General features: G+C 64.6%; 14 protein-coding genes. 6 read left to right on the top strand and 8 right to left on the bottom strand.

All coding sequences use genetic code 11. The annotated features are described in order from the left end of the window. The first annotated feature begins 93 nt into the window (after window positions 1-93). Together cysK and MesoLj_RS04310 are read left to right on the top strand one after the other, a co-directional pair. Window positions 94-1,074 carry a cysteine synthase A gene (cysK, locus tag MesoLj_RS04305; protein WP_140771005.1) on the top strand — a complete coding sequence of 327 codons (981 nt, stop codon included), beginning with the start codon at window positions 94-96 and terminating at the stop codon, window positions 1,072-1,074. A gap of 340 nt (window positions 1,075-1,414) precedes the next feature. Then, a complete protein-coding gene (locus MesoLj_RS04310; protein WP_202325188.1) occupies window positions 1,415-2,041 on the top strand; it encodes a glutathione S-transferase family protein in 627 nt (208 codons plus the stop codon). A gap of 104 nt (window positions 2,042-2,145) precedes the next feature. On the opposite strand, the gene MesoLj_RS04315 is transcribed toward MesoLj_RS04310, so the two are convergent. The 6 genes from MesoLj_RS04315 to MesoLj_RS04340 all read right to left on the bottom strand — a co-directional run bounded on the left by MesoLj_RS04315 (window position 2,146) and on the right by MesoLj_RS04340 (window position 7,058). Further along, complete coding sequence (locus MesoLj_RS04315) at window positions 2,146-3,390, bottom strand: RNA polymerase sigma factor (protein WP_202325189.1); 1,245 nt, start codon at window positions 3,388-3,390, stop codon at window positions 2,146-2,148. Window positions 3,391-3,397: 7 nt separating this feature from the next. Beyond that, window positions 3,398-3,766: a YciI family protein gene (locus tag MesoLj_RS04320; protein WP_140771022.1), complete on the bottom strand. Its 369-nt coding sequence runs from the start codon at window positions 3,764-3,766 to the stop codon at window positions 3,398-3,400. A gap of 346 nt (window positions 3,767-4,112) precedes the next feature. Beyond that, entirely contained in the window at window positions 4,113-5,825 is a 1,713-nt protein-coding gene (locus tag MesoLj_RS04325) for an SDR family oxidoreductase (RefSeq protein WP_202325190.1), read from the bottom strand. 80 nt (window positions 5,826-5,905) lie between these two features. Further along, on the bottom strand, window positions 5,906-6,379 hold the full coding sequence (locus tag MesoLj_RS04330) for a thiol-disulfide oxidoreductase DCC family protein (protein ID WP_202325191.1): 474 nt from the start codon (window positions 6,377-6,379) through the stop codon (window positions 5,906-5,908). A gap of 179 nt (window positions 6,380-6,558) precedes the next feature. Continuing rightward, complete coding sequence (locus tag MesoLj_RS04335; RefSeq protein ID WP_013892047.1) at window positions 6,559-6,699, bottom strand: hypothetical protein; 141 nt, start codon at window positions 6,697-6,699, stop codon at window positions 6,559-6,561. After that, on the bottom strand, window positions 6,696-7,058 hold the full coding sequence (locus MesoLj_RS04340; RefSeq protein ID WP_202325192.1) for a hypothetical protein: 363 nt from the start codon (window positions 7,056-7,058) through the stop codon (window positions 6,696-6,698). Before MesoLj_RS04340 ends, MesoLj_RS04335 begins: the two co-directional genes overlap by 4 nt. Between MesoLj_RS04340 and ku the strand changes: the two genes are divergently transcribed. Together ku and ligD are read left to right on the top strand one after the other, a co-directional pair. After that, the gene (gene ku, locus MesoLj_RS04345; protein ID WP_202325193.1) at window positions 7,057-7,926 is read left to right on the top strand and encodes a non-homologous end joining protein Ku; all 870 of its coding nucleotides are present in this window, start codon (window positions 7,057-7,059) and stop codon (window positions 7,924-7,926) included. The genes MesoLj_RS04340 and ku overlap by 2 nt on opposite strands. A gap of 8 nt (window positions 7,927-7,934) precedes the next feature. Further along, window positions 7,935-10,433 carry a DNA ligase D gene (gene ligD, locus MesoLj_RS04350; protein ID WP_202325194.1) on the top strand — a complete coding sequence of 833 codons (2,499 nt, stop codon included), beginning with the start codon at window positions 7,935-7,937 and terminating at the stop codon, window positions 10,431-10,433. Between the two features lie 11 nt (window positions 10,434-10,444). Here the strand turns inward: ligD and MesoLj_RS04355 are convergent, their stop codons facing one another. Next, complete coding sequence (locus tag MesoLj_RS04355) at window positions 10,445-11,119, bottom strand: ArsR/SmtB family transcription factor (protein WP_140771032.1); 675 nt, start codon at window positions 11,117-11,119, stop codon at window positions 10,445-10,447. Between the two features lie 172 nt (window positions 11,120-11,291). Here MesoLj_RS04355 and MesoLj_RS04360 point away from each other — a divergent pair, with 172 nt between their 5' ends. Both MesoLj_RS04360 and MesoLj_RS04365 read left to right on the top strand, forming a co-directional pair. Further along, complete coding sequence (locus MesoLj_RS04360) at window positions 11,292-11,624, top strand: NIPSNAP family protein (RefSeq protein WP_140771034.1); 333 nt, start codon at window positions 11,292-11,294, stop codon at window positions 11,622-11,624. Beyond that, window positions 11,621-11,965 (top strand): antibiotic biosynthesis monooxygenase family protein, encoded by a 345-nt coding sequence (locus MesoLj_RS04365; RefSeq protein WP_202325195.1) that lies wholly within the window; start codon window positions 11,621-11,623, stop codon window positions 11,963-11,965. The genes MesoLj_RS04360 and MesoLj_RS04365 overlap by 4 nt, the downstream gene beginning before the upstream one ends. 20 nt (window positions 11,966-11,985) lie before the next feature. On the opposite strand, the gene mbfA is transcribed toward MesoLj_RS04365, so the two are convergent. Beyond that, the gene (gene mbfA, locus MesoLj_RS04370; protein WP_140771036.1) at window positions 11,986-12,969 is read right to left on the bottom strand and encodes an iron exporter MbfA; all 984 of its coding nucleotides are present in this window, start codon (window positions 12,967-12,969) and stop codon (window positions 11,986-11,988) included. Window positions 12,970-13,069: the final 100 nt, after the last annotated feature.

The following is a 13,069-nucleotide window of genomic DNA, read 5'->3' on the forward strand; positions in this document are numbered from 1 at the left end:
CGGATATTTCCGGCCGACAGCTTATGTTGCGCGGCTGAAAGCCCTATCTTGCCGGCTGCAATGCCACTTGCCTGAACTCCTGGGAGCGAAACCATGAACAAGCCCGTCACCTCCGCCCGCGCCCCCGGCCGCGGCCGCATCTACAGTTCCATCACCGACACGATCGGCGACACGCCCCTGGTACGGCTCGACAAGTTCGCCAAGGAGAAGGGGATCGTCGCCAACCTCGTGGCCAAGCTCGAATTCTTCAACCCGATCGCCTCGGTCAAGGACCGCATCGGCGTGGCGATGATCGAGGCGCTGGAGGCGGCAGGCAAGATTTCACCCGGCAAGACGACGCTGATCGAACCGACGTCGGGCAACACCGGCATCGCGCTCGCCTTCGCCGCCGCCGCCAAGGGCTACAAGCTGATCCTGACCATGCCCGAGACAATGTCGATCGAGCGTCGCAAGATGCTGGCGCTGCTCGGCGCCGAACTGGTGCTGACCGAAGGCCCGAAAGGCATGAAGGGCGCCATCGCCAAGGCCGACGAGCTGGCCGCGACGATCCCCAACGCCGTCATTCCGCAGCAGTTCGAAAACCCCGCCAATCCGGAAATCCACCGCAAGACGACCGCCCAGGAAATCTGGAACGACACCCAAGGCGAGGTCGACATCTTCGTCGCCGGCATCGGCACCGGCGGCACCATCACCGGCGTCGGCCAGGTGTTGAAGAAGCACAAGCCTTCGCTGCATGTCGTCGCCGTCGAGCCGGAAGCCTCACCGGTGCTGTCGGGCGGCCAGCCAGGCCCGCACAAGATCCAGGGTATCGGCGCCGGCTTCGCGCCAAAAATCCTCGACACCACGATCTACGACGAGATCGTCAAGGTTTCCAATGAGGATTCCGTCGCCAATGCACGCCTCGTCGCCCGCCTTGAAGGCGTGCCGGTCGGCATTTCGTCCGGTGCTGCCCTGCAAGCGGCAATCGTGGTCGGCTCGCGGCCAGAGAACAAGGGCAAGACCCTGGTCGTGGTCATTCCCGACTTCGCCGAACGTTATCTGTCGACGATCCTGTTCGAAGGGCTGGGGGCTTAGGCCTAACAGCTTGGTCATCCCAGGGCGGAGTGACGCGAAGCGGCGCGCAGACCCTGGGATTCATGCCGTGATCGCGGCCGAGGAGTGCCGCGGTGCAGGGTGAAGGTCTATTTTTGTACCGTCGCGGCGCTTTGAAGTCGCGGCATGGATCCTCGGGTCTGCGCCGCGTCGCTTCGCTCCTTGCTCCGCCCGTGGATGACGACGCGAAGGGCAGCGTCGTGACCCAATCTCGCTGGCCCGCTGAAAAATCCTTCCGTGGCGCCTGCCGCCCGGCTTGAGCGGAACCCTGCTTCCGGTTCATATCGCCCGGGCCTGCGTTGCGCAGGTCGGGGAGGATTTCATGTACAAGCTTTATACCCGTCCGGGCAGCGGCGGCTTCGTCGTCGAGGCCGCGCTGGCGCTGGCGAACGCGCCGTTCGAGCAGATCGACGTGCCGAAGTCCGACCGGCCCGATCCGGCCTTCCTCGACATCAGCCCGCTGAACCAGGTGCCGGTGCTGACCTTGCCGGACGGGCGCTCGATGACCGAATCGGCGGCGATCTGCATTCTGCTTGCGGAGCGCCATCCCGAGGCCAGCCTGGCGCCGGCGATCGACGCGCCGGCCCGCGTCGAGTTCCTGCGCTGGATGGCGTTCATGTCGTCGGTGCTCTACCCCGCTATCCTGCGGCTGTATTACGCCTATCGCTACACGGCCGACGCCGACGGCACGAAAGCCGTCAAGCAGGCGGCCATCGCCGAGATGGACCGCGGCTTCGCCGTTCTCGATGCCGCCTTGCGCGGCCGTGATTGGCTGGTGGGTGAGGCGATGTCGCTGGCCGACATCTATCTCGTCATGCTCGTGGCCTGGCATCCCGACATCGAAACCGCGCGGACAGCCTGGCCTGATATCGAACGCTTGTGGGCGAAGCTGCGCGAGCATCCACTTCTGAAGACGCTCAACACGTCGCACGAGATGTGGCCGGGCTAGAGCAGTTCACCGTTTCATGGAAACGGCGAACTACCCTAACTCTTTGTTTTGACGCAATTCCGGACGGAAAACCGTTCACACTTTTCCTGGAATTGCTCTAAGGGTCAGTTTCGCAGCGCTGCGCGTTTGCCTTGCAGGAACCGGCGCAGCGCCGGATCGCGTTCCAGGCCGATCGCCCTGTCATAGGCTTCGGTTGCCTGCGGCACCTGGCCAAGCCTGGCGAGGAGACCGGCCCGCGCCGCCCAGTAAGGCTGATACTCATTCAGCCGCTTGTCGTCACCCAGCACGTAAAGCGCCGCCAGCCCCGCCATGGCGCCCTCAGCCTCGGCGAGCGCCACCGCGCGATTGATCGCCACCACCGGCGATCCGGCGATCGAAAGCAACGCGTCGTAAAGTTCACGGATCGCCACCCAGTCGGTGCGGCCGGTCAGCCGTCGCGCCGCGTGGGCGGACTGTACGGCGGCCTCAAGCTGGTAGCGGCCGACGACGCCGCTCGTCGCGGCGTGGGACAGAAGCGCCTCCGCCTCATCGATGAGGGCGCGGTCCCACAGGTCGCAATCCTGTTCGGCCAGCGGCACGAAGTCGCCTTCGGCGCTACGCCGGGCGGCACGGCGGGCCTCGGCAAACAGCATCAGCGCGAGCAGGCCAAGCGCTTCCGGCTCTTCCGGCATCAGCGTGGCGACCAGGCGGCCGAGCCAGATGCCTTCGGTGGCGAGGTTGCGGCGCCGCGTCTCGGTGCCGGCCGGATCGGACCAGCCTTCGGCGAAGGCGGCGTAGATCGCCTCCAGCACGGCGTCCAGCCGCTCGCCGAGTTCGGCCCGCTCCGGAACCCGCAACGGAATGCCGGTTTCGCGGATGCGCGTCTTGGCGCGCACCAGGCGCTGGCCCATCGTTGCCGGCGAGACCAGGAAGGCGGAAGCGATCGTCGCGGCATCGAAGCCGAGGATGGTCTGCAGGATCAGCGGTGCCCGCACGCCCGGTTCGATCGCCGGATGCGCGCAGGCAAACATCAGCCGCAGCCGTTCGTCGGGCAGATCTTCGTCGGTCATGCGCGCCTCCATCTCCTCGGCGATCAGCTTGAGATGATCGCGGGCGGCCTCCCGAGTGAGCCGCCGGCGCACCGCATCGACACGACGCCGACGCGCCACGGCCAGCAGCCAGGCTTCCGGCTTCTCGGGCACGCCCGACTTCGGCCAGCGTTCGAGCGCCGCGGCAAAGGCATCAGCCAGCGCGTCCTCGGCCGCGGCCACGTCGCGCGTGCGCGCCGCGAGCCAGGCAACCAGCTTGCCATAACTCTGTCGGGCGGCGGCCTCGGCGGCCGCCCGGGCGATCTCCGGGCGACTGTCCATTACATCGTCATTTCTGTGGCATGTAGTCGGCCAATTCCCAGATCGGACGCAGTTCGACCGTGCCGGTGCTGGCCGCCGGACAGCGCGCCGCCCATTCGATGGCGGTGTCGATGTCAGCCGCCTCGATCATATAGAAGCCGGCAAGCTGCTCCTTGGTGTCGGCATAGGGGCCGTCGATCACATGGGTCTTGCCGTCGGCGATCCGCACCGAGGTGGTCGCCTGGGTCGGGCGCAGTCGCTCGCCGGCCAGCCATACGCCGGATTTCTTCAACGCTTCGGTATAGGTGGCATAGGCCGCGCTCATCTGCTGGAGCTGCTCGACCGGCGTTTTCGCCAGCGCGGCTTCGTCGCCATTGATCAAAAGTATGTATCGCATGGGTGTTCTCCCGTGGTTTGGACGGCCGCGTCCTTGCGGGGCCAGACGTATGTCGCGCGGCAGCGGCCGGTTTCGACAGGGCGCAGAAAAAATCTTTCGGCTCTGATCGGGCGCGGTGCAAGCCTTTCGTCATACCAGGGCGGAGCAGCCGCGAAGCGGCGTCGCGGAGACCCAGGTATCCATGCCATGGTGGGAGGTGGCGTGCGCGGCGGAGCCGAATTCTGCACCGCTGTGATGGTGTCGATGTCGCGGCATGGATCCCGGGGTCTGCGCCGCGTCGCTTCGCTCCTTGCTCCCCTAGGGCGACGAAATGACAAGCGTTTCCGCCAATCGCCGAGCCCTGCGGCTAGCTGGCAACGGCATCAGGCGACATCTTCGCGGCGTGAGAATCCACCGGCTCGAGCCAGCCGCGATAGCGCACGATCAATCCGGTGAACGGATGCGAAATCTCGACATGGAAACGGAAGCGGCCACTCTCGACGGTTTCGTAAGATGTGGACCGCGGGCAAAGCCACATCGGCAAAGGCAGGCCAAGAACGCTCCAGCCGCGCAGGACGAGCGACACCTTGGCCTCCTCGGCCACCAGCGCCATGGCGAAGGTCAGCGGACCGAAGCGCTCGCACAGCAGGCGTTGCCAGCGCCTTCGCCCCGCGAACTGGCGGCTGGAGAAGCTGTGCGTGCCGAATGTCCGCGTCCAGGTCTCTTCCTCCCCGTCGACGTCGAAGCTGACACGAACCGGGATGTCTTCGCTCGCCTTGGGAAACCCGACCAGCCATGCCGTCATCAGGCCAAGGATGTTTCGCCCGCGTTTGACGCTGGCACGGCCTTGCGCCATTTTCGTTTGGTCGTGCATCGCTCGGATTTCATCGGGCAAGCCTTGCCAGGCATCGCCAAGCAGCCTCGCATAGAGCGGTTTGTCCGGGCTGGCGGCGGTGTCGTCGCGAAAGCCGGGATAGATCGTCCGGCCCGCGAACAGGGCTTCGTAATCGGCAAGCTCGAGATCGTCCACGGCGGCGCGGGCACCTGCCGCCGGCACACGGCCGTCGAGTGCCTTGCGGACCAGCGCCTCGACCGCCATGGACGGGATCAATGGCCCGTCATCGCCTTCCGCCAGAAGATGCCATGAGCGCTTGACCGGCGTGCCGGCCCTGTCGGCACCCTCGGCCAGGACGAACATGCCGCCGCGATGTTCGCCCCAGCGCAGCCGGTTGGTCGCCCAATGCATCAACGGGGCAAGCGGCGACAGCGAGCCAACCAGCCCGATGCGCACCAGCCAGGCAAGGCCGATCAGGGCGCGGTGCAGGATTTCGGGAACCGGGCCGGCGCCCATCCAGATGGTTTTCGCCTGTGGCCACAACTCACCCAGCGCGCGCAGGTCCGGCACGTCGACCAGCGAAAACAGCGTGTTCTTCAGCGGCACCCGGCCAGGCGGCGCGATGGTGTAGCGCATCTGTTCGGTCAGCGGACGGCCTTGCGCCTTGCCGCCGTCGCGCACCAGCGCGACCGGCTGGCCGGCATAGCCCGCGATCGCCCGGATGACATTTTCGCCGACGCCGGCATAGGGCGACGGCGCGATACCGCCCTTGATCGTGTCGATGCGTGCCATGTCGCAGGACAGCCGGCGCACCACTGCCGCCGTCAGCACGGGAAAGCTGGAGACGCCGGACAGCACGAACAGCGCAGCCCGCCTGGCGGCTTCATCGAAGGCCGGCACGCCGGCAACGAAATCCGATCCGTCGGCGAGATCGAGATAGTTGACGCGGCCGGCGATACAGGCCTCGATCAGGCGATAGCGGCCCTCGCCATAGGCCTGGAACGGGCCGCTGGCGTCGACCAGCGTATCAGGACGCAGCGACGCCAGTTGCGCGGCGAGATCGCCGTCCCGGTCGAACGCGGCCGGCATCAGCCGGGCGGCGACCGCGCCACGGCTTGCGCACCAGGCCTCGGCCTTGGCCAGGGAGCGGCCGGCGACGATCACGGCCAGGCGGGGCTCGCTCTCCAGCAATTGGATGATGCGTCCGCCAAAGGTGCCATAACCGCCGACGATGAGAAGTTTCATGCACTGCTCCCCCCAGAGCCACGGTTGAGTTCATGCATGTCGTTGTCCCAAAACCGCCAAGCACTTCTGGGCGACATGCATCAGCCAATCATGCGACCGCGCAGTTCGGCCGACGGGACGTCGCAACTTTCCCTCCTGCCGAACAGGGCGTAGCGATTCTTGGCGACGCGATCATACAGCCAGTCGCGCAGCGGCCTCGGCAGCAGCGACAGCACCTTGGCCGCTCGCCACGGCCAGCCGAGTTCCGACATCACCGCGACAAAGCTGTCCAGCCGCGTGAAGGCCGCGCCATCGACAAGGACGAGATTGGTTTCGTATGTGTCCGTGCGCAGCCCATATTGCCGGAACAGCGCTTCGCCGAAGGGCGATTGAGCGGTGGCGAAGCGGAAGCGGCCCTGGCGATCGAGCCTGACCACCATGCGCACGAAGCCGGAGCACAGCACGCACACGCCGTCGAAGACGATCAGCGGATGGTTTGTATCGAAGGGTTCAGAGGGACGGCTTGGGTTGGGCCGATTGGACGGGGACGGACTTGACTGGGAAAGGTAGGTCACGCTGGCCTCGGCTGCTCGTGTCCGGAGACACTAAGCCAGCCGGAGGCGGCATCAAAGACGCGGCGTTGTCGCACGCCGCTCGTCGGCGAAAACCGGACGCTCAGCGCGATAGGTGGTGGCGCGGGAGTTGGCACCTGGCCGGCAGATCCGGCTGTTGTGGCGGCTCTCGAACGTCATGATCAGTGCGCGCCCAGCGAGGTGCCGCGACGGGCGCAAGCCGGACCCGGGCCGCGCATGTAGTAGCGCTCTGGCCGATAGGTCGGCGCGACGAATTCGCGAATGGCGGCGGCGTAGCCGATGAGGTGCGTTAGGAAGTTCATTTTACCCGTCCCTGTCCCGATTTTCGGATGTCCCTTCCGAATTGCGCGAATGATAGCATCGAGGCGTGAATAGTCGGTGAACGTGATGTTAATTTCTGGTCGAAAACCCGTTGCTTCGTGGCCGGAATGCGGCTGATTCGGGGTGTTTCCATGCCTTTTGTCGCCATTCCGCCGAGTGTGACTTTTGCATCACATATGTTTCGTTTGAATGTCGCCTGCGCGCGGTTCTGTTTCAACTTCCAGCCAACGCGGGAAATTTTCGTGCGCGGAGCCCCGGGCGATGGCTTGCGCAGCAGCGTGCGGTTGGAACTGGAATGGAACTTGCTCGTTCTCGACCTGTCACCACGGGAGTTCGTCATGGCACCACGTCCAGCCTGGAAGGGCTATCTGAAGCTTTCGCTGGTCACTTGTGCCGTTGAACTGACCAATGTCGTCACCCATACGGAGCGGGTCTCGTTCCGGATTCTCAACCGCAAGACCGGCAACACGGTGAAGCGCATCTATGTCGATGCGCAAACCGGCAAGCCGCTTGCCGATGGCGACGAAATCAAAGGCTATGAATTGGATGATGGCGATTTCGTCCATATCGAGGAGGACGAGATCGAGGCGGTGCAGATTGAATCGTCGCACACTATGAGCCTGGACGGTTTCGTCGACAAAGCCTCGATCCAGCAGATCTATCTCGATACGCCCTATTATGTCGCGCCGGCCGATAAGGTGTCGGAGGAAGCTTTCGCAGTGATCCGCGATGCCATGGCAGGCAAGAAGATGGCCGGGCTGGCGCGCATCGTGCTCTATAGCCGGGAACGCCCCGTGGTCATCGAGCCGCTCGGCAAGGGCATGGTGCTGACGACGCTGCGTTACGACAACACGGTGCGTCAGCCGGACAGCGTGTTCGGCGAGATCAAGGCGGTGAAGACCGACCAGGAGATGACCGATCTGGCCGAACTGATCATCGACAAGAAGAAGGCGAAGTTCGATCCATCGAAATTCGACGATAAATATGAGGACGCACTGCTCGAGCTGATCCGCGCCAAGAAGGCCGGCAAGAAAGCGCCCAAGGCCCAGGCGGCGCCCAAACCCTCGAACGTCGTCAACCTGTTCGACGCGCTGAAGAAGAGCCTTTCGTCGGATTCAGGCTCCACGAAAGCGTCGTCCGCGAAAACCAAACCGGCGGCCAAGCGCGCCAAGCCGAAAGCGGCCGCGCCCAAGCGCAAATCGGCCTGAGGGACCAAATGGCCGGTCTCGAGCAATATAACGCCAAGCGCGATTTCAAGAAGACCTCGGAACCGGCCGGCAAGATCGCGCGGACCGGGAAAAGCGAGGGCGGCATCTTCGTCGTCCACAAGCACGCGGCGACCAGGCTTCATTACGACCTTCGGCTGGAACATGACGGCGTGCTGTGGAGCTGGGCGGTGACACGTGGCCCAAGCCTGGACCCGCATGAGAAGCGGCTGGCCGTCCATGTCGAGGACCACCCGATCGACTATGCACCGTTCGAGGGCACGATCCCCAAAGGCGAATATGGCGGCGGCTCGGTCATCGTCTGGGACGAAGGGACATGGGTCCCCGAGACCGACCCGGCCAAGGCGATGAAGAAAGGCCATATCAGCTTCGAGCTCAAGGGCCACAAGCTGCATGGGCTGTGGCATCTGGTCAGGCTGAAACCGCGTCCGGGCGAAAAGCGCGACAACTGGCTGCTGATCAAGTCGGACGACGCCGCGGCGCGCCCGGGCGAGGATATACTGAGGGAGGCGCCGCAATCGGTGAAGTCCGGCCTGACGATCGAGGAGATCGGCGAAGGCAAGACGGCGAAAGACCGAGAGCCCGACGTCTGGCATTCGAACAAGCCGGCGGCCGGCAACGCAAAGGCGGCTGCCCGGAAACTCGACTTCATCGAACCGCAGCTGGCGACACTCGAAAGGGATGCGCCGCCGGGCAAGGACTGGCTGCACGAAGTCAAATTCGACGGCTATCGCATGCAGGCGCAGATCGCCGGAGCCGATGTGCGGCTCCTGACCCGCACCGGGCTCGACTGGACGGAGAAATTCGGCAGCGAAATCGTCACCGAACTCGCCGGCTTGAAATGCAGCGATGCCATCATCGACGGCGAGATCGTCGTGCTGGCCGACAGCGGCGTCTCTTCCTTCGCCTTGCTGCAGCAGGATTTGTCGGCAAAGCGGACAAATCGCTTCATCTACTATGTGTTCGACCTGATGCGCCTCGACGGCAAGGATTTGCGCGCCGAGCCGCTCATCGAGCGCAAGCAGGCCTTGCAGGAGCTGCTCGGCAAGCAGTCCGAGAACCCGGCGGTGCGTTTCTCCGACCACTTTTCCGAGCCCGGCAAGATCATGCTGGAGCATGCCTGCCGCATGGGGCTGGAAGGCGTCGTCTCGAAGCGAGCCGATGCGCCCTATCGCAGCGGGCGCGGCCCGACATGGGTGAAGTCGAAATGCACGGCGCGGCAGGAATTCGTCATTGGCGGCTATCTGCCGTCGGACAAGACCGGGCGCGGGCTGCGCTCGCTACTGGTCGGCTACTACGAGGCCGGCAAACTACACTATGCCGGGCGCGTCGGCACCGGCTTCTCCGCCAAGGGTGCGACGGAGCTGAAGAGGAAACTCGATGCGCTGAAGGCCAAGGATTCGCCTTTCGACAAGGCCGTGCCGAAGGGCAAGGGCCTGGTCTGGGTCAAGCCGGAGCTTGTCGGCGAAGTGGAGTTTCGCAGCTGGACCTCGGACCGTATAATACGCCATGCCTCGTTCCAGGGGCTGCGCGAGGACAAGCCGGCGGAGGACGTTGTGCAGGAAAAGCCCAAGGCAGCGACAGGCAAGGCCAAGCCGTCGTCAAGCGGCGCCGGCAAATCCGCCGGGGCGGTGACGACCACCGTCAAGCTCTCCCACCCCGAAAAGCTGTTGTGGCCCGACGAAAAAATCTCCAAGCAAGGTCTGCTCGAGCATTACGCGGAGGTCTGGCCGCGCATGGAGCAGTTCGTCGTCAACCGTCCGCTCAGCCTGGTACGGGCGCCGGACGGCGTCGGCGGCCCACGCTTCTTCCAGAAACACGCCTCGGCCGGGATGAGCGACAAGATCGCCCGGATGAAAGACCCGACCGACGGCGAGGAAATCCTGTTCGTCCGGGATTTCGATGGCGTCGCGGCGCTCGTCCAGTACGGCGTGGTCGAGATCCACATCTGGGGCTGCACGATCGACAAGCTCGAACAGCCGGACCAGATCATCTTCGATCTCGACCCCGATGAAGGCGTCGACGTGAAAGCGGTGCGCGAGGCAGCGCTCGACATCAGGGGCAAGCTCGACGAGCTGTCGCTGCCGAATTTCGTCAAGACATCGGGCGGCAAGGGCTATCACGTGCTGGTGCCGCTGAAGCCCTCGGCGGATTGGGATGCGGTAAAAACCTTCGCCCATGACTTCGCCAAGGCGCTCGAACAGGCCGCCCCCGACCGCTACACGGCGACGCTGTCGAAAAAGGCGCGCACCGGGAAAATCTTCGTCGACTATCTGCGTAACGGCCGCGGCTCGACGACGGTCGCACCCTATTCGTCGAGGGCCAAGAAGGGGGCTACCGTGTCGATGCCGGTGACCTGGGCCGAGATCGAGGCCGGGCTGGCGCCGAACGCGTTCCCGATCGGCGACAAGACGACGCTGAAACAGTTGGCGCAAGCCGATCCGTGGAAGGGGTTTTTCGAGCAGGGGAAGGCGTTGAAGCGAGGGTGAGCGCCGGCTAACTAGGCCAAAAACAGCCTCTCAAACGCCTGCTTGCCCGGCGGCGAGAAGATGATGGCGCGGCTGTCCTTTTCGCGGCGTGCCCATTTTTCCAGAAGGATCTTGTCGAGGATGGCCGCGCCCAGCGTGCCGGCGAGGTGCGAGCGGCGCACGCTCCAGTCGAGGCAGGCGCGGCAGACCGGCCGGCGCGGCCTGGGACCAACATCGATGCCGATGGCGGAAAAATGCGATGCCGCCGACGGACCAAGCCTGATCTCCCTCTCGTCACGCAGCAGGATGTCTTTCTCGACAAGGCGGTCGAGCATCGCCACCGCCTGCTCGCCGGCGAGGTGGTCATAGCAGACCCGGGCGACGCGCATCGCCGCGTCACGCGGACCCGGCCGCACGCGCTTGGGGCCAACGGCTTCCGCCACACCGGTGATGGCTTCGATCATGCCCGCGACCTGCGGACCGGCGAGGCCGTAATAGCGATGCCTGCCCTGGCTGGCCAAGGTCAGCAGCCCACCCTCCATCAATTTCGACAAATGCGAGCTGGCGGTCGGCAAGGAGACGCCGGCCTCCAGCGCCAGTTCGCTCGCCGTCAGCGCCGTGCCGCCCATCAGCGCGCTGAGCATGTTGGCGCGGGCCGGATCGCCGACCAGGCTGGCGATGCGCGCGATATCGGGTCCTTCACGCATAGTTTGATCCTTGTCGAAGCATTCTTGTGAGATAACCACTAATCTGGCTTCAGCTCAAGGAGCCGGCAACGCAAGCGACAATGGCTCCTGACACCAAACTGCCTAGCACATCGATCAACATGACGTTTAGACCGCGCTCGAAGCGTCGATGCAAGACCCCAGGGAGCCGACCATGACCATCACCTGCTTCATCCGCTATGAGATCGACCCGTTCGGCAAGGCCGCCTTTGAGGAATATGCCCGCAACTGGGGCCAGGCCATCCCGCGCTGCGGCGCCGATCTCATCGGCTATTACGCTCCGCATGAGGGTTCGGCGACGACGGCCTACGCCGCCTACAATATTGAAAGCCTGGCCGCCTACGAAGCCTATCGGGCCCGCCTTGCCGCCGATCCGGCCGGCAAGGCAAACTATGAGTTCGCCCGCCGCGAAAGATTCATCCTCAAGGAGGACCGCATGTTCCTGAAACACGTCTCCGGGCCCCATGCGAAGCTGGTGCTGCCGTGATCGCCGTCATCTTCGAGGTACAGCCCGCGGAGGGCCGGCGCGATGCCTATCTCGCTATCGCCGCCAAGCTGCGCCCCTTGCTCGCCGGCATTGACGGCTTCATCTCGATCGAGCGCTTTCAGAGTCTCGCAGACCCGAACCGCATCCTGTCGCTGTCGTTCTGGCGCGACGAGGACGCGGTGAAGGCCTGGCGCAACACCGAAGAGCACCGCCAGGCGCAGCAGGCGGGCCGCGGCGGTATCTTTGCCGGCTACCGTCTGCGCATCGCGCATGTCGTTCGCGATTACGGGCTGACCGAAAGGGACGAGGCGCCAGCGGACAGCCGGGCGGTGAATGGGTGAGTGGCTTGTCGCGGCAGCGCTCAAGCATTCCCGATCAGCACCCCCGCCGCGAACACCAGCGCGCCGCCCAGCACCACCTGGAAGGCGGCGCGCAGGAAGGGCGTCTGCATGTAGCGGTTCTGGACAAAGGCGATGGCCCACAATTCGAAGAACACCACCACTGCGGCAACCGCCGTCGCCGTCCAGAAATGCGGAATGAGATAGGGCAATGCGTGGCCCAGACCGCCGGCTGATGTCATGACGCCGGTGGTGATGCCGCGTTTTATCGGCGAGCCGCGGCCCGAGAGCTTGCCGTCGTCGGAAGCGACCTCGGTAAAACCCATGGAGATACCGGCGCCGATCGACGCGGCAAGCCCGACCAGGAAAGTCTGCCAGGTGTCATGCGTGGCAAAGGCAGCGGCGAAGATCGGCGCCAGCGTCGACACCGAACCGTCCATCAGGCCGGCCAGGCCGGGCTGCACATAAGTCAGGATGAACTGGCGCTGCTCGGCGGCGGCCTCCTCATCCTTCACATCGCCGGGCACATGCTTCTGCTCCAGCCGCTGCGCCAGTGTCTCGTGACCCTGTTCGGCTATGGCGAGATCGTCGAGAAGTTTTCGCGTCGAAGCATCGGTGGTGTGCTTTGCCGCCTCGACGTAGAACAGGTAGGCCTGCTGCTCCATCGCCTCGGCCTGGCGGCGCACATGCTCGATGCCGAGCGGCCTCACCAGCCAGTCGGGCTTGCGCTCGAAATAGCCTTTCACATGTTCGCGCCGGATCAGCGGAATGCGCTCGCCGAAACGCTTGCGGAAGAGTTCGATCAGGGCGTCGCGATGGCCGTCCTCCTCCTCGGCCATCTCCTCGAACACTTTTGCCGATTGCGGGAAGCTTTCCGCCAGCCCGTCGGCATAGGCCCGATAGATGCGGCCGTCGTCTTCCTCGGATGAAATGGCCAGCGCCAGGATTTCCTGTTCGGAGAGCGATTCGAAGGGGCGGCGGCCGAAGCCGAAAACACGGGAAAGCATGAGGAAAGGACCCTAGTTTAGAATAGTTCTAAACTAGGGTTTGCCACGCTCCGGGTCAATCGCGCCGAGGTCACGGGGTTCAAGAATTGTTGAAGCGCTC

It is taken from the genome of Mesorhizobium sp. 113-3-9 (assembly GCF_016756515.1).
Classification (GTDB): Bacteria; Pseudomonadota; Alphaproteobacteria; order Rhizobiales; family Rhizobiaceae; genus Mesorhizobium.

What these genes read in the sequence shown, in the direction of transcription:
- cysK (WP_140771005.1), top strand. Translation starts at nt 94, where the DNA reads ATGAACAAGCCCGTCACCTCCGCCCGCGCCCCCGGCCGCGGCCGCATC.
- MesoLj_RS04310 (WP_202325188.1), top strand. Translation starts at nt 1,415, where the DNA reads ATGTACAAGCTTTATACCCGTCCGGGCAGCGGCGGCTTCGTCGTCGAG.
- MesoLj_RS04315 (WP_202325189.1), bottom strand. Translation starts at nt 3,390, where the DNA reads ATGGACAGTCGCCCGGAGATCGCCCGGGCGGCCGCCGAGGCCGCCGCC.
- MesoLj_RS04320 (WP_140771022.1), bottom strand. Translation starts at nt 3,766, where the DNA reads ATGCGATACATACTTTTGATCAATGGCGACGAAGCCGCGCTGGCGAAA.
- MesoLj_RS04325 (WP_202325190.1), bottom strand. Translation starts at nt 5,825, where the DNA reads ATGAAACTTCTCATCGTCGGCGGTTATGGCACCTTTGGCGGACGCATC.
- MesoLj_RS04335 (WP_013892047.1), bottom strand. Translation starts at nt 6,699, where the DNA reads ATGAACTTCCTAACGCACCTCATCGGCTACGCCGCCGCCATTCGCGAA.
- ku (WP_202325193.1), top strand. Translation starts at nt 7,057, where the DNA reads ATGGCACCACGTCCAGCCTGGAAGGGCTATCTGAAGCTTTCGCTGGTC.
- MesoLj_RS04340 (WP_202325192.1), bottom strand. Translation starts at nt 7,058, where the DNA reads ATGACGAACTCCCGTGGTGACAGGTCGAGAACGAGCAAGTTCCATTCC.
- ligD (WP_202325194.1), top strand. Translation starts at nt 7,935, where the DNA reads ATGGCCGGTCTCGAGCAATATAACGCCAAGCGCGATTTCAAGAAGACC.
- MesoLj_RS04355 (WP_140771032.1), bottom strand. Translation starts at nt 11,119, where the DNA reads ATGCGTGAAGGACCCGATATCGCGCGCATCGCCAGCCTGGTCGGCGAT.
- MesoLj_RS04360 (WP_140771034.1), top strand. Translation starts at nt 11,292, where the DNA reads ATGACCATCACCTGCTTCATCCGCTATGAGATCGACCCGTTCGGCAAG.
- mbfA (WP_140771036.1), bottom strand. Translation starts at nt 12,969, where the DNA reads ATGCTTTCCCGTGTTTTCGGCTTCGGCCGCCGCCCCTTCGAATCGCTC.